The sequence below is a fragment of the Halorubrum sp. Ib24 genome, assembly GCF_002252745.1.
GTDB lineage: Archaea > Halobacteriota > Halobacteria > Halobacteriales > Haloferacaceae > Halorubrum.
Genome location: NZ_NHOX01000027.1, coordinates 75,957 through 94,126 on the forward strand (window position 1 = coordinate 75,957; position 18,170 = coordinate 94,126).

Sequence of the window (18,170 nt, forward strand, 5' to 3'; positions counted from 1 at the left end):
GTGAATATCAAATATGGCTCAAACGAACACGGAATCAGGTGAAGATTCGTCGGCTGGCGATGAGGATATGTCAGCGGAGACTGAGAGCAAACAGGTAGGGTTTTCTCGGAACGGTGTCCGGGCTGGCTTCGTCACGTGCGTTCCCGTCGCGCTCGGAGTCGGTGCCTACGGCCTCGTGTTTGGAGTACTCGCGCGTGAGGCCGGTCTGAGTCTCCTCACTGCCGTGGTAATGAGCGCGACCGTGTTGGCAGGGGCGGCACAACTCATCGCAGTCGGTCTGTGGGACTGGCCGATTCCCGTCGTCGCCGGAGTCGGAACGACGCTGGTGGTGAACCTCCGTTACCTCCTGATGGGGGCGTCGTTACGCCCGTGGTTTACCCGGCTATCTTCTAGACAGGCGTATACGAGCCTCTTCTTCATGGCGGACGAGAACTGGGCACTCACGATTCAGGATCTCCGTGATGGTAACGGACGCGGAGCGTTTCTACTGGGAAGTGGATTGGCAATCTGGGTTTTCTGGGTCGCCTGCACCGCTATTGGCGCGGCTGCTGGCAGTCGTATCGGTAACCCGGAAGCCTACGGCTTGGGTTTCGTCCTGACGGCGATTTTCCTCGCGTTACTGGTCAGCTTCTGGGAGGGGCGGAGTTCCCTCACCCCGTGGATTGTAGCTGCCGTTGTCGCCCTCAGCGTTGATGCAGTTTTGCCTGGTCGCTGGTATATTCTGGCGGGCGGACTTGCCGCGAGTCTGACCGAGGTGACGCGTAATGTTCGGTGAGGTGTCGGTGTCCGCGCTCACAGTCGTGTTTGGGATGAGTATCGTCACGTACGTGACCAAGGCTGGCGGATTTTGGGCACTAGACCGAGTTGAGCCGTCCGAGTCAGTGCGAGATGCGCTCGACGCCCTTCCTGGTGGAATCCTCGTTGCAATACTGGTTGTTCGATTGTTGGAGGGGGGCCCAAGTGAATGGATGGCCGGAATCGCTGTGCTCGTTGTCGCTCACAGGACGGAGAGCGTTCTGCTCGCAATGGTCGTCGGTGTTGGCACGCTTCTCATTATCCGCGGAAGTGGTGCTGTCACCGTTTAGTAGATCCTTCCTTGGAAGTTCATGTGCCGTATCGACGGCGCCATCATCAGCATTCATCGCGTATGTGATTCGCTCCTGTGCTTCGGCAGAGCTCATATCTGGTGCGGATACACCGAACATCACGGGTGTATCTCGGTTGAGGTTGACGTCGCTGGGTTTGTGATCCGCAGTGTGGGTACCAACTCGACCGTGATCTGTGTCACCGATAACGATTGGTCCTGACTTAGCGCCTATATCTACCTGACAATTGCGCTATGGCCCTCAGATATGTGGACCCGCGTTTTCCATCATATTCCTTATAAAATAGCAGAGATGTTCGGGGGCGTATCCAGCTATTGACTGTCGCTACGGCTTAAGACCCCTGAAATCAATAGGATCAAAGGAATTGGAGTGGTCTCAACTTGTCGCTGAGGTAGTCTATAATCTCGTTACTCACCCGTGGTTTAGCACGAGAAACCTGGTATAGTGTAATTTGCCTGAAATATATTTATCAAGCAGTTGTATCACCTCTTGCGACGATGTCAGCAGAAGACATTCGAACCGCGACGGTTGGAAACGCATGGACGAACAGTAACCCACGAGCTTCCAGTACGGCAGGTGATACCTGATGGTGTTCTCCTCGGCACTGGGTGGGACAGCGTTCCTGGCCAGTCGGGTGCTGTTCGCACTCGTCATTGGCTACCTCGCGCTGGGAAACTTACTCGACCTCGAATCCTCGGTCGGCTACGCCAAAAGTAAGGGAGTGCCGCTGGCAACAATCAGCGTTCCACTGGGAAGTTTCGGCCTGATCGCCGGCGCGCTCGCAATCCTCACCGGCATCTTTCCCGCTGTCGGCGCACTGGCAGTGATCGCCTTCCTTGTCCCGATCACGGTCATCATGCACGACTTCTGGACTATGGAAGGACAGGACCGGCAGAACGAACAGATTCACTTCTTGAAAAATATCGGGCTAATCGGGAGCGCGTTAGTCTTCCTCGCGCTCTCTCCGATTGCCTGGCCTCTCGCAGTGGGCGTTGGACTCTGATAATAGAGGTGAATAACCGAGATGTCACCGAGTACTGAGCGATCAGTAGGTGTCCCATGGCGTTCTCCGGTCTTGGTCGCCATCCTCGCGGCTACACTGATGACGCCGATGGACGTGCCGCTAATCAGCTCGGCACTCCCCGAGATTCAGTCCGTATTTGGCGTCTCCCAGTCTCGCGCTGGCCTGTTCATCACGCTGTACGCGCTCCCTGGGATACTGCTTGCCCCGGTCATCGGCGCTCTCGCCGACCGCATTGGTCGGCGGTACGTCCTCTCAGGAGCTCTTGCCATCTTCGGACTCGCTGGCACCGCCATCGCATTCACGAACGAATTCGCAGTCGCGCTCGGCCTTCGTGTCTTTCAGGGGTTTGCCGCCGGGAGTATCCTCGCTGCACTTGCGATGACCGCGGTCGGCGACCGATACTCTGGCCGGCAGCATGACTCCGTCATGGGCGTCACGTCGGCTATGCTCTCTCTCGGGACGGCAGCCTATCCAGTGATTGGAGGATATCTCACATCCCGTGCCTGGAACGCGCCGTTCCTCATGTATGCGTTCACGCTGCCGGTTGCGGCATTGGTTCTATTCGCGTTCGACGATGGCGGGACGGAACCTGGTAGTAGTGATCGCGGCTATGTCCGTGAGGCGCTCAGTCTTATTCCGACCCGTGGAGCTCTCACGCTGTACAGCATCATGTTCGTCTCTTTTACCCTCCTCTTCGGTGGGCTATACACTGCTCTGCCCTTCTACCTCGCTGATGCGTTCGGCTTCACTCCCACAACGGTTGGACTCGTTACCAGCACTGTCTTATTGGTTACAGCTGTCGTCTCAACGCAGAACGGAAAACTGGCTGCAAGAGCTTCGACGACGACTCTGCTCACGGCCGGCTTTGCCCTGTACGCACTCGGGTTTCTCGGGGTGGCCCTCGCAAGTACTCCCCCGCTGCTAATCGGCGGACTGCTCGTCTTCGGTGCTGGGAGTGGTTTCGTCACTCCCACGCTATTCGCTAGGATTAGTGTCCTAGCTCCAGACGAGGTTCGGGGCGGCGTGATGAGTCTCCAGACAACGACTATCGGGATAAGTCAAGCTGTTGGCCCGGCACTGTTCACACTTTTCGGTGGCGCAATCGGCTACCAGGGAACGATTCTCTCCGGAAGTGTTGGAGCTGCCTTGGGGGCTGCAGTACTGAGTATCCTCACAGTCGATTTCTGATCGGACTCAATATTTATATTGGACTGTGAGGATTCGGCACGTATGGCTAGTGAACAGTCTGACAGAACTCAGGTCGCAACTGACGCTGAATCGGCGTTCATGACCCTGAGCCACGATCTTCGATTGGAGATTCTACTCGCGCTGTGGGATGCCCCAGGATTTTCGTTATCTTTCTCCGAGCTTCGGAAGACAGTGGGTGAACGTGATTCGGGCAGTTTCACCTACCACCTCTCGGAGCTACAGGATCAATTCGTCGCTAAGACCGACGACGGCTACGAACTACAGTACCCTGGCCACCGCGTTCTTGATGCAATTCAGAGTGGCGTCTTTCACGATCAGGTAACGGTCGGGCCGGTCGGATTAGACGATGACTGCCGGGAGTGCGGGGAGCAACTGACCTTCGAATACGACACCGATTATATCGCGCGAATTCGTTGTCCTGATTGTGGTAACCGGGCGCTAGAGTGGCCGTTCGATCCCGGTGGCATTGCTGACCGCGACAGCGACGCCATCGTTGCAGCCTTTAACCGGCGAACGGAACTCATCTGGTCGTGCGCTCTCGACGGCATCTGTCCGTTCTGCGCTGGCCCAATTGACCGTGAGTTGACCAGTCAGGTCCACGAGCAGGGAGCATGCATCGGTGTTATCGAGCAACTCGACCGGTACGACGAGTACTTCGCCCGCGACCATCCTGCGGTCGTGGCGGTTGACTGCGAGCGATGCAGTTTCTACAGCTTCATTCCGGTCGGCGTTGTTCTACTGACGCGCCCGGCAGTCACTGGCCAGCTTCACGAAGCCGATATCGACGTCCAAGAGACGCCGCTATGGGATCTCGGGTTCGTCGTTGACTCTGATGCCGTCACGGTCCGGCAAACAGATCCGATGTGCGTCGAAGTGTCGGTTCCAGATGCAACGGACTCGCTGGCGTTCACCATCGAGGAGTCGTTCACCGTCACCACCAAGGATTGACGATAGGGTGTAAGCAGAATTACTGGAACGGGCTCCACCGAGAAGTTTAGTGATTTTACCGTGTCTCATGAGTCGATGACATATCGGTCCTCGCCCAGAATTGGTATCGTCACCGGTGAGACAGCCCCAAACTTGACCGAGGATGGTCAAGCATTACAAACGGAGTTACGCAATCGCGGCCTCTCGGCAGAGTCAGTTCTCTGGACGGATTCGACAGTAGAGTGGGATAGCTTCGATGCAGTACTCGTCCGCTCCTGCTGGGAGTACCATACCCAACTGGATGCCTTCCAGAACTGGCTAGATCGTATCGAGAACGCGGATGTCGTACTACTCAACTCGGCCGACACAATCAGATGGAATCACCACAAGTTCTATCTCCGCGATCTCGAACAGAGCGGTGTTTCCATTCTCCCGACGACGTGGATTGAACGGACCACCGAAATCGATCTCAGGACGGTGTTAGAATACAATGGCTGGCAAGAAGCCGTAGTAAAACCCGCTGTCGGTACCAGCTCGGCCGGAATCTGGAGGACGTCTCACGACGAAGCCCAAAACCACCAGCAACGGTTGGAGGACCTGGTTTCGAACAGCGACGTTCTCGTTCAGCAGTTCGCTCCCGAAATTGACGACGGCGAACGCTCGCTCGTCTTCTTCGAAGGCAGCTTCAGCCATGCCACCAAACAGGTCCCATCTAGTGACGATTTCCGCGCTCACCCGAATTATGGCGGAATCTCAGAACCGTATAAGCCGTCGCATAAAATCGTGGAGCAGGCCGAAGCCGTCCTTGAAGCGGCAGGAAAGGAACTAGGGATCAGCCCGTTCAATTTCACGTACGCCCGCGTCGATGGTATCGAACGAGGGAGCGAATTCCTGCTGATGGAGCTCGAACTCATTGAGCCATACCTGAGCCTCGATGCCGGCGAAGACGCCGTCGCTGCGTTTGCAGACGCCATTGAAGCAGGTTTAGCCCGGCACGCGGCCGCTCTAGCCCAGGATGACCGTAGCATACCGCGAACCGACGACTGATCACTCGATCTCAAAACTGTACCCATACCCTTGACCAATGGTGGTTGATGACATTCCCGACATCGGCATCGGCACGTACGATACTACACCGGAAGATTGCGCCAGGAGCGTGGAAACGGCCCTAAATATCGGCTATCGGCACGTCGATACCGCCGAAATGTACGAGAACGAGTGTGCAGTCGGTGAGGCCTTAACCTCAGCAAGCGTTGGCCGCGACGACGTGTTCGTGGCGACAAAGGTTCATTCTCGCAATCTCGGGTACAACGACGTATTGGAACACGCTCGGGCGAGTTGCGACCGACTTGGTGTTGACGAGCTTGACTTGCTCTACGTCCATTGGCCGATTCGTGCATACGACTCTGAAGAGACGCTTTCTGCATTCGACAAGCTCTACGACCGTGGCGTGATTCGCCACATTGCCCTCTCGAATTTCACGACTGAATTACTTGATGAGGCACGCACACACCTTGACGCTCCGATCTTCGCTCACGAGGTTGAATGCCACCCCTTGCTACAACAGGAGAAACTTCGGGAGTACGCTCAAAAGCACGACCATCATCTCGTGGCATACTCCCCACTGGCAAAAGGGAAAGTGACTGACGTCCCCGAATTGGTCGATATTGCAGACAAACACGGGGCGACAGCAGCGCAGGTCAGTCTCGCGTGGTTACTGTCGAAGGAGAACATCGTCGTTATACCGAAGTCCACCTCGGAGGCGCACATTCGAGAAAACTACGAGGCACAGCACTTGACACTCGACGGAGACGACATCGCACGAATCGACGCGATTGACAGAACAGCACGCCAGGTCGATTTCGACGGGGCTCCGTGGAACTGAGGATCCATGGTTGGCGTCCCAGAATTACATCACCGGAATCTACATCGATTACCCGTTAGCTGACACCGCTAGGGCAGCTTGTGTATAATTTATTTTACTGGAACAGGTTCCACCGAGCGCTTAACTGGGTTTAGACTGTGTAATTCAGTAGGTAATGGACGTACCTAATACCAAACAAATAGTCGCCCTATGTGGAAGTCAGCGCGACGGAAGTCGTACTCGTCACGCGCTCGAAAAAGCGCTATTGGCAGCCGAATCAAAGGGTGCCACGACCGAACTCGTGGACCTCAGCACATTAGACCTGCCAGCCTTCGACCCGGATCAGAGTGATGCCGGGGATGCGAGAGAGCTCCGCCAACTCGTGAGAAATTCTGATGGCGTGTTGCTGGGCTCTCCAGTATATCACGGGTCGTACTCTTCAGTGCTAAAAACCGCACTTGATTACTGTGGGTTCGACGAGTTTGAGGAAACGACAGTGGGTCTACTGGTTGTCGCTGGCGGAGGATTCCCAACGCCCGCGTTGGAGCACCTCCGCTCGGTTGCCCGCACGCTCAACGCCTGGGTACTCCCCCATCAGGTCGCAATCCCCAATGCTCACAGCACCTTCGAAGCCGGAGAGTTAACCGACGAATCGCTGGTTGAGCGAGTTGAGACACTTGGAGCTGACCTCGTCGATTACGCGGGCGTCGAATCGTACCCCGAGAAAACCACTGCCTGTACTGCCCCCACGGCCGATTAACAATGTCTGCTGAAACTGAATCCCGACAGAACGAGATCGAGAAACAGAACGCATCGGCATGCCCAGTCATCCAAGCCATCGACCAGATCGGGACTCCCTGGCGAATGAACATCATCTACGCCCTCAGAGAGGGCGAGAAACGGTTCAACGAACTCAAGCGAGCGACCGGAGCACGCTCGAAGACCCTCTCCGATGCGCTCGACGAACTGGTGGACAACGACATCGTCACCCGACGAATGGAGGAAGACGCCCCGGTCGCGGTCTACTACGGTCTCACTACAAAGGGAGAGGACCTCTTTGACGTGTTAGCGGAGCTGGATGAATGGGCCAAAGATTGGGGCGAAGTAGCCCCTGAAGGGCCGAATAGCCGTCTCCACGAGACTTGAAATAGATTTATCACAATGACACAAAACCAACTATTGGGGATTCAACACTACCTCAGCAGGAGCGATCCGGACGTTTCGCTATCGGGTAGCGGAATGTTCCAATCGATTCGACTGATAGCACGACTCCACTCTATCGGAACCGCTGTCAGAGACCGGATTCCGCAACAGAACAGCCCCGAATCCTTGATGGAGCGCTGTTACTCTTGATGACGATCACAGCTGGCCGACCGCTTGGTAAGGACGGTAAACTGGCCGACGCCCCCGCATTAGAATTGGATGCTGACGGCCCCGCGACACGATTACTTCGAGAGTCCCCGTATCCATTAGCGTCCAGCCCTGCTGCAGAGCTTTGGTCCGTAATTACGCAATATCCCGAGCGAGATGGATCCTCAGATCCCGCGATGGTCGTCTGGGCCAGTCCCAACAGTATGGAACTGCCGCCGCATGTTCACCCCTATGATTCTGAGTACTTCCGCACACTACGTGGAGAAGTAACGCTAGTCGTAGACGATGAGCGCCACCATCTCAGTCCGGGCGAGGACATCACGATAGATCCCGGTCAACCACACTACTTCCGAAATAACACCGACGACTACGTCGCCTTTTACACAGAAACACCTTCGATTCGTCCAATTGAGGTACAGTTCACTTTCTTCGGAATGGACCACGATGGCGTTTTTTCACGTGATGATTCGTATTCTGAGCCAGATCTCTTCCAGGGCCTTCTGATGTCCGAATATCTCCACGAGAGAACACGAATTACTTCGATTCCGTTCTCAGCTCAGCGATTTCTCTGGGGGACCCTTGGTCGCTTCGCCAAAATGACCGGGCGAGAAGCAGTCGATACGGCATATCTTAGCGATGAATTCTGGAACGAGACCGTCGAACAACCAGCGTTCTAACATCCATAAAATGACTTCCCGAAGTACTACCCATGTCAAATAAGTGTAATCACGCGGTATTACGATGGAGATAGGTGATTCATTCCAATGAAATTCCAACTCACCGAAGAGCAACAGCGACTCCGAGATGAAGTCCGCCAGTACGCACAGGACGAAATCAGACCGCAGGCGATTGAACTGGACCAAGCTGAGGAACATCCGACCGAGATCCTCGATGAGCTAAGTGACCGTGGATACACTGGGATCACCATCCCAGAAACGTACAGTGGAATGGGTGAAGGGATGATTGAACTCGCGCTTATGACCGAGGAACTCGCTGCGGCACTCATGCCCGTCGCAGGTGCAGTGGCCTTACATCTCGGCGTGGCAGAGGTCATCCAGCGGTTTGGAACCGACGAACAACGTGATACGTACCTGCCGTCGATGGCTTCATACGATACTGTCGGTGTCCTCGGAATGAGTGAGCAGAACGCCGGGAGTAACAAATTGGAAATGGAGACGACCGCCAAGCGGGAAGGCGACGAGTGGGTTCTGAACGGACACAAGCAGTGGCTCACCAACTTTCAAGGCGGCGATTACGTCCTCACGTATGCGAAGACCGGCCCAGAGAGTGAACGTCCACACAATATCACCACGTTCCTCGTGTCAACCGATAGGTTCGACGTGGAGAAAGTCTGGGATACGCTTGGCTCTCAGACGGTAAAATCACCGAGAGGGGTCCTCAGGGATGTTCGCGTTCCGGATCGACAAAGGGTCGGAGAGGTGGGAGAGGCATACGTCCAGCGCGCGAAGCTCCAGACGGGAGTGAATGTGCCCGCTCGTGGCGTCGGCATCGCACGCGCCGCACTCGATGACACCGTCGCGTACACAAGTCAACGAGAGCAGTTTGACCACCCCATCGGTGACTTCCAAGGCGTCAAGTGGAAAGTTGGCGAGATGGCTCAGCGGGTAGATACCGCACGACTGCTGACGTTGCGTGCAGCGGATCGTGCTGACCAGGGGCATGACACGACCCGAGAGTTCAGCATGGCGAAGGTGTCTGCGACACAGGCAGCCGTAGACAACGCCAACGAAGCCATGCAACTTCACGGCGGCATCGGCTACACAACGGAAACACACGTGGAACGGTATCTCCGAGACGCTCGCCTGCTGACGATTGCTGGCGGACCTAACGAAGGCCACAAAGACTCAGTCGCTGAGGCTGTGTACGACGATCATCCAAAGTGGGATTCGAATCATGATCGAGACATTTGAATTCGCAACTGAAGCGGTTCATCGAGGTGAAACGGCAGGTGAACAGCAGCATCTCTCGGGGGACGTGGTTTCACCGATTCACTTGGCTACACACCACGAAATGGAGGCTCCTGGAGAGCCGAAAAACGGATACAAGTATGCCCGGTTCGGAAATCCGACCCGGGACGCATTGGAATCGCGGCTCGCTCACCTCACGGGTGGATCAGAAGCTATTGCGTTTAATTCCGGGACGGCAGCGATAACGACGACCGCTCTCGCGCTCTGTGACCCGGGCGATCACCTCATAGCGTTCGACGGTGTGTATGGTGGCACGAGGCTGCTTCTTGATGACTTATTCGGGGACGTGTTGGGAGTCGAAGTGGAATATGTGGACGCAAGAAGCCCTGAAACCGTCAAGGAGCACATCAAATCAGATACGGCCCTCTTCTGGATGGAGTCTCCTACGAATCCGCTGTTGAAGCTGTGTGATATCGCTGAACTGGCCGACGTCGCTGATGCGCACGAAATCCCGCTATGCGTGGAGAACACGTTTGCGACGCCGTATTTACAGCAACCACTGGAACTGGGTGCCGACATGGTTGTTCATAGTACGACCAAATACCTGAACGGTCACAGTGACTCGACAGGCGGTGCCGTCGCCACGGATGATCCGGCGATAGCAGACAGGGTTTCGACGCTGCAAGAATACGTCTTCGGGAACACATTATCGCCATTCGACGCCTACCTCGTGCTACGAGGGGCGAAGACGCTCCCACTGAGGATGGAGCAACACGAAGCGAACGCTCAGACAATCGCGGAGTTCCTCGCGGACCATCCCAAGATACAGGAAGTTCACTATCCGGGACTCGAATCGCATCCTCAACACGGCCTCGCTAGACAACAAATGGACGGATTCGGGGGAATCGTTTCGTTCGAATTGGAAGCTTCAGAAGCCGAAACTAGGGCCTTCATCGAGGGATTAGACGTATTCACCGTAGCTGTGAGCCTTGGCGGAGTGGAATCCCTCGTTGACCATCCATGGACGATGTCTGCATCATTTATTTCTCCAGAAGAACGCCGTGCTGCGGGAGTCTCCGACTCGTTAGTCAGAATGCCAGTAGGTATTGAGGATAGTAATGATTTAATTCAGGATATTAAACAATCTCTTTCTCTGTTGTAATGACATCCTACGGGATGGAGATAGTGGTATTGGGAAAATTTGATTATTGTCCCACGCGTGGGGAGAGGTATGGCGACTGAGACTGATGATCGAGGGAGGATTTATCTCTCAAAGGATCTCCGGGATCGTCACGGCGAGCGGTTCCGCGTGGTTGATCTGCCAAGTCGAATCGTGCTCGTTCCCGTCGACGACGATCCGCTACAGGCGGTCCGTGAGAGCGTGGGCCCGGCGTTCGAGGGGGGGGATATTGATGAACTTCGTGAAGATGCGCGGGCGACGATCGCGGAGGAGGCCCGCCGAGAAACCGCGGAGGAGTCGGATACGTGACGGCGACGTACGTTGCGACCGATTTTCTCTTCGCCGTGGCGAAACCTGACGATTGGCTGAGCGAGGAAGTTGAGGCGGTCCTCGCCGAGGAATCCGTCGAAACGTCGCTGCTTGCGTACGCGGAGTTTCTCGTCGCCGCGTACACGGAAGACGACGGGTTCGAGTTCGAGGTGACACCGCTCGTTGCGAACATGCTCGATTTGGTCCCACTGCCGTCATCAGAGGAAGAGGAACTGCTGCTTGCGACGGCAACGTATCTCGATGACCACGATCTCACGCCGTTCGACGCGCTTCACGCGGCACACGCCGCGACGCGCCACGGCGGCGTGCTCATCGGGTCCGATCGTGCGTACGACGGACTGTCTGATCTCAACCGTCGGCCGCTCACTCCCGACTGACCGTTCGATTCACCACCAGTCGCGTGAAGGTCTGTTATCCGGGCGCGGGGCGGTCGTAGATTTGCTGTAACAGGTGCTCCATCTCGTCACCGAGTGCTTCGTAGAGGGCTTGCCCTTTCGCTGCTGACGCTGCTTCTGGCGCGCCGATTGCGCCCGAATCGGTGTACGCGTTGAAGGGACGATACACCGAGAGTTGCCCGTCGTCGAACATGTCGTTGAGTGCGTGGTCATACGGTTCTTCTAACGGACGGGCGTCCATCTCGTTGGTCCTGACGTGGTCGGGATACAGGTGCAGCATGAGTGACGTTTCGAACTCGCCGGCGTGGGCCATTCCGCCGGTGTCACTGTCTCGGATCGCGTCGATGAACGGCGCGGCGAGTGTGAAGTACGTGACGCCGAGCACCGCTGCGTCTGGGTGGGCAACGCCGATGGTGCTGGTTGCCGCGGAGATCAAGGGGCTGTTGCCGCCGTGACCGTTCACCAGGAGTAGCGCGTCGAAACCGTTGTCAAGCACGGATGTGGCGACGTCCTCAAGCATGTTTAGCAGCGTCTCGAATCCGAGTGTGATTGTGCCGCCGAAGGACTGGTGGTGCGGGGAGTAGCCGCTCCACACAGGTGGTGTTACGAGCACCGGGACATCGCCGGTGACGCGGTCGGCACCGAGGTGCGCGACCGCGTCGGCGAGGAGTGCGTCCGTGGCGACCGGGAGGTGGTGGCCGTGTTGTTCAGTGCTGCCGACTGGAATGACGGCGATCGACCCGTCGGAGTCGGCGATGTCGAGGATTTCGCGGGCCGTGTGGGACGCCCACGTGCTGGGGCTGTCCAGTAGGGAGTGCATCGCCGAGTGGTGGATCGGGAGTCGGTAAAAGCGTACGGTGATGTTCGGCATCGCTGCAGTTCGCTGCCGCGTAACCTGCGTGTCCTGTTCCTGGTTGATGTGACCGCGCGGCATCGCTGTCACGAGTTCGATTGATAGGGGTGGGTGCTCGCGTCGGTGGTTGTCGTCAGAGGTCGACGGGTACCGTGACGCTGGTCGTGATTGGTGCTGGCTTTCCCGTGGCGGCCGACGGTTCATGCTGCGGGGGCGGCGCTGAGACCGTGACTGAGGTATCCTGCAGTTGGAAGTGGGACGGCCGTCGTAGGGGTGAGTTACGAGTGCCCGGTACGCATCATGGTTGCGAGGTCGTCTCGGTCGACCGTGGACGGGTCAACGACGTCTACGAGTTGTCCTTGATACATGACTGCGATCCTGTCGGCGAGTTCGATGACGTCGGCGACGTTGTGGCTGATGACGACTTGCGTGTGGCCTTCGTCGCGGAGTTGGTGCATCGTGTCGTGGACGAGTTCGGTTCCGGCGATCGAGAGTGCGCTCGTCGGTTCGTCGAAAATGATGATTTCGGGGTCGAACAGCAGCGACCGGGCGACGGCGACTAACTGGCGCTGGCCACCGGAGAGGAACTCGACTTCAGATCGGACGTCAAGGTCCTGCCCGAGTCGCTGGAGGATGTCGTCCGCCTGCTCGTAGGTGCGGGGCCAGTCGATGATGTCGAACGGGCCAACTGTAAACCGGGTCGGGAACCGTCCCATGAACACGTTTGCCGCGACGTCCAAGTCGTCCATTAACGCGAGGTCTTGATACACCGTTTCAATGCCGAGTGTCCGCGCATCGCTGGGGTCGGAGAACGTGACGGTTTCGCCGCGGAATTTGACGGTGCCGCTGGTTTGGCGGTGAATTCCGGCGAGGATGTTCATTAGCGTCGATTTACCGGCGCCGTTGTCGCCCACGATCGCGAGGATCTCGTTTTCGGCGATGTTCAGCGACACGTTATCCACTGCGGTGACGCGTCCGAATCGTTTGGAGACGGTGTCGAACGTGACGATAGCGTCCTCGTCATTAAGCCGCGTGTCACTGTCGGTTGACGAAGATGCGTGTTGCCCCATGTTACACCTCCGAAGATACGTTTGTCGAGAGCACCTGCTGTCGGAGTTCGCGGCGGGAGTTGTACAGGAGGATCGCCGTGAATAACACGAGGCCGTTGGCGAGTTGTATCTGTTCCGGCTGGACGCCGCTGATGTTGAGCGCTGACTGTATCAGTCCCAGTAGCAACACGCCGCCGAGCGCGCCGGTGATACTGCCTCTGCCGCCGAAGAGGCTGATGCCGCCGATGACGGCGGCGGCGAACGCGGGGAACAGAAGCGTGTCGCCGAGTGTCGGTGCGACGACGCCAGTGAACCCTGTCAGCATCAGACCGCCGATCGCGGAAAAGAACCCGCTAATGCCGTAGACGATGACAGTCAGTCGGGTTGTGCTGATGCCGACGGCGCGGGCTGATGACTCGTCGGAGCCGAGCGCGTATATGGCTTGGCCGAACGATGTGTACCGCAGCACGGTCCCGGTGATGGCGAACGCGATGAGCAGCAGGGTGATGGCTGACCAGGCTTGTTTGCCCGGGTACACGTACGCTGCGGGGAGTCCGGTGACTGTGACGGTACTTAGCGTGACGGTTGCGCCGTCAAGGATGATGAGCATCGCCAGCGTTTGGAGGAACGGGTTGATCCCGACTTTCCCGATCAAGTACCCGTTGAAGACGCCGACGGCGATGCCGACCAGGCTGATGAGCGCGAACCCGACGGCGGCGTTGTTGATGAGGTTCCAGCCGCCGCCCCCGACGACGAGTCCCGTGAGCATCGCTGCGAATCCGGAGATTGCGCCGACGGACAAATCGAAGTACCCGGCGATGAGGCAGATGCCGGCAGCGAGGGTGACGAACCCGAGTCCGACGGCGCCGTGCAGAATGAATTCTATCGATCTGAGGTTCCGGAACGTGCGTGGAACGAGAACTGCGACGGCCAGCGACAGCACGACGAGGAGCGGCCAAATCATGTTGTCGAGCAGTGTGAGTACCGTTTCGTCGACATCCAACTCTTCCGTATTCATCGGTATAACACGCATTAGGTATGTGAAACTGGAGAGTCGGGTCAACCCCAGTTGTTGCCCCACAGCTGTGAGGAGTCTGCGTTCTCTTCGGTGATTTCGATCATGTTCGCCACGAAGTGAGTGTGATCGAAGGATTCACCGATCGTCGCCGGCGCCCAGAGGGGCTCGTCCCAGAGCATCGTTCCGTCCCGTTCGGCCGGTTCGATGGTGAGGTCGTCGCTCGTCACCTCGGAGCCGACGTCCGGGAGTTCTTCGGCGCCGTCGCCGGTGGCGTACCGTTCGAAGTATTCGATGGCGATCGGCCCGTAGTAGTGGACGGGCTGGTCGATGGCCGCGTCGATGTAGCCCTCGTTGATCAGCTGATGGGTTTGTGAGGAACCGTCGAGCTGCACAGCGACGACGTGGTCTTCGTGTCCTTGCGGGTAGCGTAGGTTGAGCTCGTTGAGCGCTCGCATCGCCCCGAGTCCCATTGCGAAGTTTGCGGAATAGACGGCGTCAGGCGCTTCGTTCGCGTTAATCCATTCGCGGGCTTTCTGGTCAGCGGCCTCGCGTGCCCAGTCGCCGACGATGGTCCCGGCGACTTCGACGTCGTCGGTCTCTGCGATACGCTGGACGAACGGTTCGTGTCTGAGTCGGGAGATGTCCCGTCCGGGTGGCGCTCGAACTTCGAGGACCTGGTAGTCGTCACGATTGGGATGCTGGTTTCGGAGCTCTTCGATCAGTCGCTCGGCGGCCCGCTGCGCTGCGTTCTCGTCGCTCCAAGAGACGTGCATTGCCGTCTCCTCTGTTGCCGCCCCGATGTCTAGGGTAAATACGGGGATGTCCTCGGCAGCTGCCTCTTCGACGACGCTTGCGATCTCTTGGGTGTTGAATGGAACCAGGATAATGCCGTCGTACCCCTGGTTTATCATTTGACGCATGTCCGATATCTGCTGCTGGGATTCCCCACCCGTCGTGAACAGGTTGTACTCGAACTCTTTTTGTTCAGCGTAGTACTCGGTGCCGTCGACGAGAGCGGACACCCAGGCTCCGGAGGTGAAATGCGTGGAGAAGCCGAGTTGAAGCGAGGAAGGGCTGGTCTCGCTTCCTGTACATCCTCCGAGAGAGGCGAGAGTCCCGGCCACAGCGGCCGTTTTCAGGTACTGTCTCCGTGTTCGATCAACCATGCGTTGGTCTGACATGGCATGAGCTAACGGTTATCGTATCCTATTAATAATTAGGGAAAATACACTTTCCTAAAGTCTGATACCAAACCGGTCGGGGGGACGTGGATGCGAGCCACAGGGAGTGACGACGGGAACGCTTCAACTTCGCTCAATCGGTCGGGATTTATACTTACAGGCCCTGAAGTTTGGTCCATGCCCCTCGGTAGCGAATCCCGAGACAACGACGATCAGCGATTCGAGATGCTCATCGGCGGTGAGTGGCAAAGCAGCGTTGAAGGCGCCGTTCGCAAGGCAACCAACCCAGCGACCGGCGAACCAATCGGTATCGTTCCAGATGGGTCCCGGGAGGACGCCCGCCGTGCCATTGACGCTGCGGGCGAGGTTCAGCCAGAGCTGGAGGCAACAACCGCATTCGAGCGGGCCAAGTACTGCCACGAAATCGCTGACGCCATCGACAGCAGTGCGGACGAACTCTCGTCATGGCTGTCCCGAGACCAAGGCAAGCCGCTGCACGAAGCCGCAGTGGAAGTTGAACTCTGCGCCGAGGAGTTCCGTAACGCCGCCGAGGACGTCAAGCGCGCAGAGACAGAAGTGATTCCTTCGGAGGACCCTGATAAGCAGATATTCACCATCCGGAAGCCTCACGGCGTGTACGGCGTCATCACCCCGTGGAATTATCCCGTCAACATCCCTGCCGAGTACCTCGCTCCGGGGTTAGCCACGGGGAATGCAATTGTCTGGGTGCCAGCGCCCAGCACCTCCGTCATCGCAGTCAAACTGGCGGAGATCATTGCGGACACGAGCCTGCCGGATGGAGCGTTGAATCTCGTGACCGGAGAGGGTCCGGTCGTGGGTAACGAGGTTGTCGCCAACGACGGGACTGACGCGATCGGCTTCACGGGTAGCCCGGAGACCGGAGAACTGATCGCCGAAACCGCTGGAACAAAACCGAGCTTGTTAGAACTCGGTGGCAACGGACCGGTCATCGTCCTTGAGGACGCTGATCTCGACGCCGCCGCGGAGGCGACGGCGTTCGGGTGCTTTTCGAATGCTGGGCAGATTTGCTCAGCAAGCGAGCGGGTGCTGGTTCACGAGGCTGTCGCCGAGGAGTTCACCGCGCGTTTAGAGTCACTCGCGGACTCTATTACTCTCGGCGACCCCTTTGACGACGAGACGGACATGGGGCCGCTGAACAATCCGAGTGTGGCCGCGAAGATGGACCGTCACGTCTCGGATGCGCTCGAAAACGGTGCGACGGCAAGGACAGGAGGGCGTCGCGCCGAAGACCAACGGACAGATCTCTACTACGAACCGACGGTTCTCGATGACGTGAACCCTGAAATGGTTGTTAACAAGGAGGAAACGTTCGGTCCTATCGCTCCGATCATCACTTTCGAGGAATACGACGAGGCGATCGAGATTACGAACGATATCGACCTCGGCCTGACGTCAAGCGTCTTCACCAGCAACTTGGACCTCATGCACTACATGGCGGAGAACGTCGAGACCGGGATCGTGAACGTCAACGACAGCAGCGCGTACTGGGAGATTCACCCCCCTTTCGGCGGTCACTCAGGCAAGCGAAGCGGAAAGGGACGCCTCGGCGGCAAGTACACCATCGAACAAATGACGCAGATCAAGACGGTGGCGGTCGACTACGGAAACGTACGGTCACCCCGTTGACCGGCTGCATCAGACTATCAGCTGGTCTCTACCAGTCTTATCCACTATCACCTCCGGGATCGTTAGTGACGTCAGTTTTGTGGATGAATCCGACAGGATCGTCATCGGCGTACACCGGGGCTGCGTCGTACCCGTTTTCGGCGAGCCACGCAGCGGCGCTGCTCGGTGGCGTGTCGTGATCGAGGTGTTCGACGAAGTGCGTGGCGAGCTCGGCCGCGGTACAGTCGTACCGGTCGCGGGGCATACGAGCGTGTGTGTCGACCGCGGTTGTGAAATTACGGGAACAGTCGCGTGATAGCGACCGGTCGGCACCCTCACTCACCGCAAGGTTGATGCTTAGAAAACATATATTATAATCTAGTTATGCTCAAAGGGCATTTCTCGTCGGCGGGAGCGAGTGTCGGGTACGGGGATGCGAAGTGGCTCTTCCCCGTCGGCGAGCTGGATGCGACGGTACTCCAGTATCGAGATGCCCAACTCGCGCTCGACGGTGCCGACGGGGCGAGCGTCATCATCGTCGCGCCGACGAGTCTCGCAACAAGTTACCACCTCACGCAGCACGCGCTGACCGCGGTTCGCGTCGATAGTCTCCCCGGTCCGGTTCAAACGCAGATCGACGCCGCGATCGAGGCTCCGATCGAGACGTTCGAGCTCATCCAGATCGGGAAATGGAACAGTGACAGCCGGAACTACTCGCTCTCTGAATTCGTCGACGCCTGACCAGTACCCGTGGACGCACGGACCCAACCCATCCCTTCCACCACCTGCCATCCAATGATTGAATCACTCGCTGACGAGTACCCGGAAGCCGCCTCGTACATTCAGAAAGCCGTCGACGAACACGGGGAAGACTGGGTGTTGGAGAACTACTACGAGCAACTCTACCCGCTCGGACAGGTGATGGCAATGCCGGAAAAGGAGGAACTCCCGTTCTACGATGCGGACGAACACGAGGCGATGACGGAAGAAGAACGGGTGGAGATGTACCAATCATGGGCAGAGTACCGAGAGAATCTACGGACAGCCACGAAGCCGGGAGAGTAACGTATTTAGCAGACCGGAAATCG

Annotated in this window: 21 protein-coding genes and 1 pseudogene; 17 read left to right on the plus strand and 5 right to left on the minus strand. The window is 57.6% G+C overall.

Annotated elements, in window-relative coordinates:
• The first annotated feature begins 13 nt into the window (after positions 1-13).
• The 14 genes from DJ82_RS06855 (at position 14) to DJ82_RS06920 (ending at position 11,316) form a co-directional block, all read left to right on the plus strand.
• On the plus strand, positions 14-775 hold the full coding sequence (locus DJ82_RS06855) for an AzlC family ABC transporter permease (protein ID WP_094581402.1): 762 nt from the start codon (positions 14-16) through the stop codon (positions 773-775).
• A complete protein-coding gene (locus DJ82_RS06860; RefSeq protein WP_094581403.1) occupies positions 765-1,085 on the plus strand; it encodes an AzlD family protein in 321 nt (106 codons plus the stop codon). The genes DJ82_RS06855 and DJ82_RS06860 overlap by 11 nt, the downstream gene beginning before the upstream one ends.
• A gap of 607 nt (positions 1,086-1,692) precedes the next feature.
• Positions 1,693-2,109, plus strand: a complete 417-nt coding sequence (locus tag DJ82_RS06865; RefSeq protein ID WP_094581404.1) for a DoxX family protein — start codon at positions 1,693-1,695, stop codon at positions 2,107-2,109.
• Positions 2,110-2,130: 21 nt separating this feature from the next.
• On the plus strand, positions 2,131-3,318 hold the full coding sequence (locus DJ82_RS06870) for an MFS transporter (RefSeq protein WP_094581405.1): 1,188 nt from the start codon (positions 2,131-2,133) through the stop codon (positions 3,316-3,318).
• 42 nt (positions 3,319-3,360) lie between these two features.
• Positions 3,361-4,287, plus strand: coding sequence for a winged helix-turn-helix domain-containing protein (locus tag DJ82_RS06875; protein WP_094581406.1), 927 nt, complete (start codon positions 3,361-3,363; stop codon positions 4,285-4,287).
• A gap of 132 nt (positions 4,288-4,419) precedes the next feature.
• Positions 4,420-5,313 carry a RimK family alpha-L-glutamate ligase gene (locus DJ82_RS06880; RefSeq protein ID WP_241881450.1) on the plus strand — a complete coding sequence of 298 codons (894 nt, stop codon included), beginning with the start codon at positions 4,420-4,422 and terminating at the stop codon, positions 5,311-5,313.
• Positions 5,314-5,350: 37 nt separating this feature from the next.
• Positions 5,351-6,151: an aldo/keto reductase gene (locus DJ82_RS06885; protein WP_094581408.1), complete on the plus strand. Its 801-nt coding sequence runs from the start codon at positions 5,351-5,353 to the stop codon at positions 6,149-6,151.
• A 154-nt stretch (positions 6,152-6,305) separates the two neighbouring features.
• Positions 6,306-6,890, plus strand: a complete 585-nt coding sequence (locus tag DJ82_RS06890; protein ID WP_094581409.1) for an NADPH-dependent FMN reductase — start codon at positions 6,306-6,308, stop codon at positions 6,888-6,890.
• Between the two features lie 2 nt (positions 6,891-6,892).
• Positions 6,893-7,276: a helix-turn-helix domain-containing protein gene (locus DJ82_RS06895; RefSeq protein WP_094581410.1), complete on the plus strand. Its 384-nt coding sequence runs from the start codon at positions 6,893-6,895 to the stop codon at positions 7,274-7,276.
• A 428-nt stretch (positions 7,277-7,704) separates the two neighbouring features.
• Positions 7,705-8,178 (plus strand): cupin domain-containing protein, encoded by a 474-nt coding sequence (locus DJ82_RS06900; RefSeq protein ID WP_241881451.1) that lies wholly within the window; start codon positions 7,705-7,707, stop codon positions 8,176-8,178.
• 87 nt (positions 8,179-8,265) lie between these two features.
• A complete protein-coding gene (locus tag DJ82_RS06905; RefSeq protein WP_094581412.1) occupies positions 8,266-9,432 on the plus strand; it encodes an acyl-CoA dehydrogenase family protein in 1,167 nt (388 codons plus the stop codon).
• A complete protein-coding gene (locus tag DJ82_RS06910) occupies positions 9,416-10,591 on the plus strand; it encodes a PLP-dependent aspartate aminotransferase family protein (RefSeq protein ID WP_094581413.1) in 1,176 nt (391 codons plus the stop codon). The genes DJ82_RS06905 and DJ82_RS06910 overlap by 17 nt, the downstream gene beginning before the upstream one ends.
• A 69-nt stretch (positions 10,592-10,660) precedes the next feature.
• Positions 10,661-10,918, plus strand: a complete 258-nt coding sequence (locus DJ82_RS06915; RefSeq protein ID WP_094581414.1) for a hypothetical protein — start codon at positions 10,661-10,663, stop codon at positions 10,916-10,918.
• Entirely contained in the window at positions 10,915-11,316 is a 402-nt protein-coding gene (locus tag DJ82_RS06920) for a PIN domain-containing protein (protein ID WP_094581415.1), read from the plus strand. The genes DJ82_RS06915 and DJ82_RS06920 overlap by 4 nt, the downstream gene beginning before the upstream one ends.
• Before the next feature lie 34 nt (positions 11,317-11,350).
• Here the strand turns inward: DJ82_RS06920 and DJ82_RS06925 are convergent, their stop codons facing one another.
• From DJ82_RS06925 to DJ82_RS06940, 4 genes are all read right to left on the minus strand, one after another.
• Positions 11,351-12,154, minus strand: coding sequence for a creatininase family protein (locus DJ82_RS06925; protein WP_094581416.1), 804 nt, complete (start codon positions 12,152-12,154; stop codon positions 11,351-11,353).
• 311 nt (positions 12,155-12,465) lie between these two features.
• Positions 12,466-13,140 (minus strand): ATP-binding cassette domain-containing protein, encoded by a 675-nt coding sequence (locus DJ82_RS06930; protein WP_158217286.1) that lies wholly within the window; start codon positions 13,138-13,140, stop codon positions 12,466-12,468.
• A gap of 118 nt (positions 13,141-13,258) precedes the next feature.
• Positions 13,259-14,254 carry an ABC transporter permease gene (locus tag DJ82_RS06935; RefSeq protein ID WP_198948029.1) on the minus strand — a complete coding sequence of 332 codons (996 nt, stop codon included), beginning with the start codon at positions 14,252-14,254 and terminating at the stop codon, positions 13,259-13,261.
• Between the two features lie 41 nt (positions 14,255-14,295).
• Complete coding sequence (locus DJ82_RS06940) at positions 14,296-15,435, minus strand: substrate-binding domain-containing protein (RefSeq protein ID WP_094581419.1); 1,140 nt, start codon at positions 15,433-15,435, stop codon at positions 14,296-14,298.
• Positions 15,436-15,612: 177 nt separating this feature from the next.
• On the opposite strand from DJ82_RS06940, the gene DJ82_RS06945 reads away from it, so the two are divergent.
• On the plus strand, positions 15,613-17,103 hold the full coding sequence (locus DJ82_RS06945) for an aldehyde dehydrogenase (RefSeq protein ID WP_198948030.1): 1,491 nt from the start codon (positions 15,613-15,615) through the stop codon (positions 17,101-17,103).
• A gap of 43 nt (positions 17,104-17,146) precedes the next feature.
• Here DJ82_RS06945 and DJ82_RS06950 read toward each other — a convergent pair.
• Positions 17,147-17,347: pseudogene (locus DJ82_RS06950) on the minus strand (CBS domain-containing protein); the annotation flags it as partial.
• Between the two features lie 119 nt (positions 17,348-17,466).
• Between DJ82_RS06950 and DJ82_RS06955 the strand changes: the two are divergent.
• Together DJ82_RS06955 and DJ82_RS06960 are read left to right on the plus strand one after the other, a co-directional pair.
• Complete coding sequence (locus DJ82_RS06955; RefSeq protein ID WP_094581420.1) at positions 17,467-17,823, plus strand: hypothetical protein; 357 nt, start codon at positions 17,467-17,469, stop codon at positions 17,821-17,823.
• Positions 17,824-17,877: 54 nt separating this feature from the next.
• Entirely contained in the window at positions 17,878-18,147 is a 270-nt protein-coding gene (locus DJ82_RS06960; RefSeq protein ID WP_094581421.1) for a hypothetical protein, read from the plus strand.
• Positions 18,148-18,170 lie beyond the last annotated feature (23 nt).

What these genes read in the sequence shown, in the direction of transcription:
- DJ82_RS06935 (WP_198948029.1), bottom strand. Translation starts at nt 14,254, where the DNA reads ATGAATACGGAAGAGTTGGATGTCGACGAAACGGTACTCACACTGCTC.
- DJ82_RS06925 (WP_094581416.1), bottom strand. Translation starts at nt 12,154, where the DNA reads ATGCACTCCCTACTGGACAGCCCCAGCACGTGGGCGTCCCACACGGCC.
- DJ82_RS06910 (WP_094581413.1), top strand. Translation starts at nt 9,416, where the DNA reads ATGATCGAGACATTTGAATTCGCAACTGAAGCGGTTCATCGAGGTGAA.
- DJ82_RS06875 (WP_094581406.1), top strand. Translation starts at nt 3,361, where the DNA reads ATGGCTAGTGAACAGTCTGACAGAACTCAGGTCGCAACTGACGCTGAA.
- DJ82_RS06860 (WP_094581403.1), top strand. Translation starts at nt 765, where the DNA reads ATGTTCGGTGAGGTGTCGGTGTCCGCGCTCACAGTCGTGTTTGGGATG.
- DJ82_RS06945 (WP_198948030.1), top strand. Translation starts at nt 15,613, where the DNA reads ATGCCCCTCGGTAGCGAATCCCGAGACAACGACGATCAGCGATTCGAG.
- DJ82_RS06955 (WP_094581420.1), top strand. Translation starts at nt 17,467, where the DNA reads ATGCTCAAAGGGCATTTCTCGTCGGCGGGAGCGAGTGTCGGGTACGGG.
- DJ82_RS06885 (WP_094581408.1), top strand. Translation starts at nt 5,351, where the DNA reads ATGGTGGTTGATGACATTCCCGACATCGGCATCGGCACGTACGATACT.
- DJ82_RS06915 (WP_094581414.1), top strand. Translation starts at nt 10,661, where the DNA reads ATGGCGACTGAGACTGATGATCGAGGGAGGATTTATCTCTCAAAGGAT.
- DJ82_RS06905 (WP_094581412.1), top strand. Translation starts at nt 8,266, where the DNA reads ATGAAATTCCAACTCACCGAAGAGCAACAGCGACTCCGAGATGAAGTC.
- DJ82_RS06870 (WP_094581405.1), top strand. Translation starts at nt 2,131, where the DNA reads ATGTCACCGAGTACTGAGCGATCAGTAGGTGTCCCATGGCGTTCTCCG.
- DJ82_RS06865 (WP_094581404.1), top strand. Translation starts at nt 1,693, where the DNA reads ATGGTGTTCTCCTCGGCACTGGGTGGGACAGCGTTCCTGGCCAGTCGG.
- DJ82_RS06895 (WP_094581410.1), top strand. Translation starts at nt 6,893, where the DNA reads ATGTCTGCTGAAACTGAATCCCGACAGAACGAGATCGAGAAACAGAAC.
- DJ82_RS06890 (WP_094581409.1), top strand. Translation starts at nt 6,306, where the DNA reads ATGGACGTACCTAATACCAAACAAATAGTCGCCCTATGTGGAAGTCAG.
- DJ82_RS06940 (WP_094581419.1), bottom strand. Translation starts at nt 15,435, where the DNA reads ATGTCAGACCAACGCATGGTTGATCGAACACGGAGACAGTACCTGAAA.
- DJ82_RS06855 (WP_094581402.1), top strand. Translation starts at nt 14, where the DNA reads ATGGCTCAAACGAACACGGAATCAGGTGAAGATTCGTCGGCTGGCGAT.
- DJ82_RS06960 (WP_094581421.1), top strand. Translation starts at nt 17,878, where the DNA reads ATGATTGAATCACTCGCTGACGAGTACCCGGAAGCCGCCTCGTACATT.
- DJ82_RS06900 (WP_241881451.1), top strand. Translation starts at nt 7,705, where the DNA reads ATGGAACTGCCGCCGCATGTTCACCCCTATGATTCTGAGTACTTCCGC.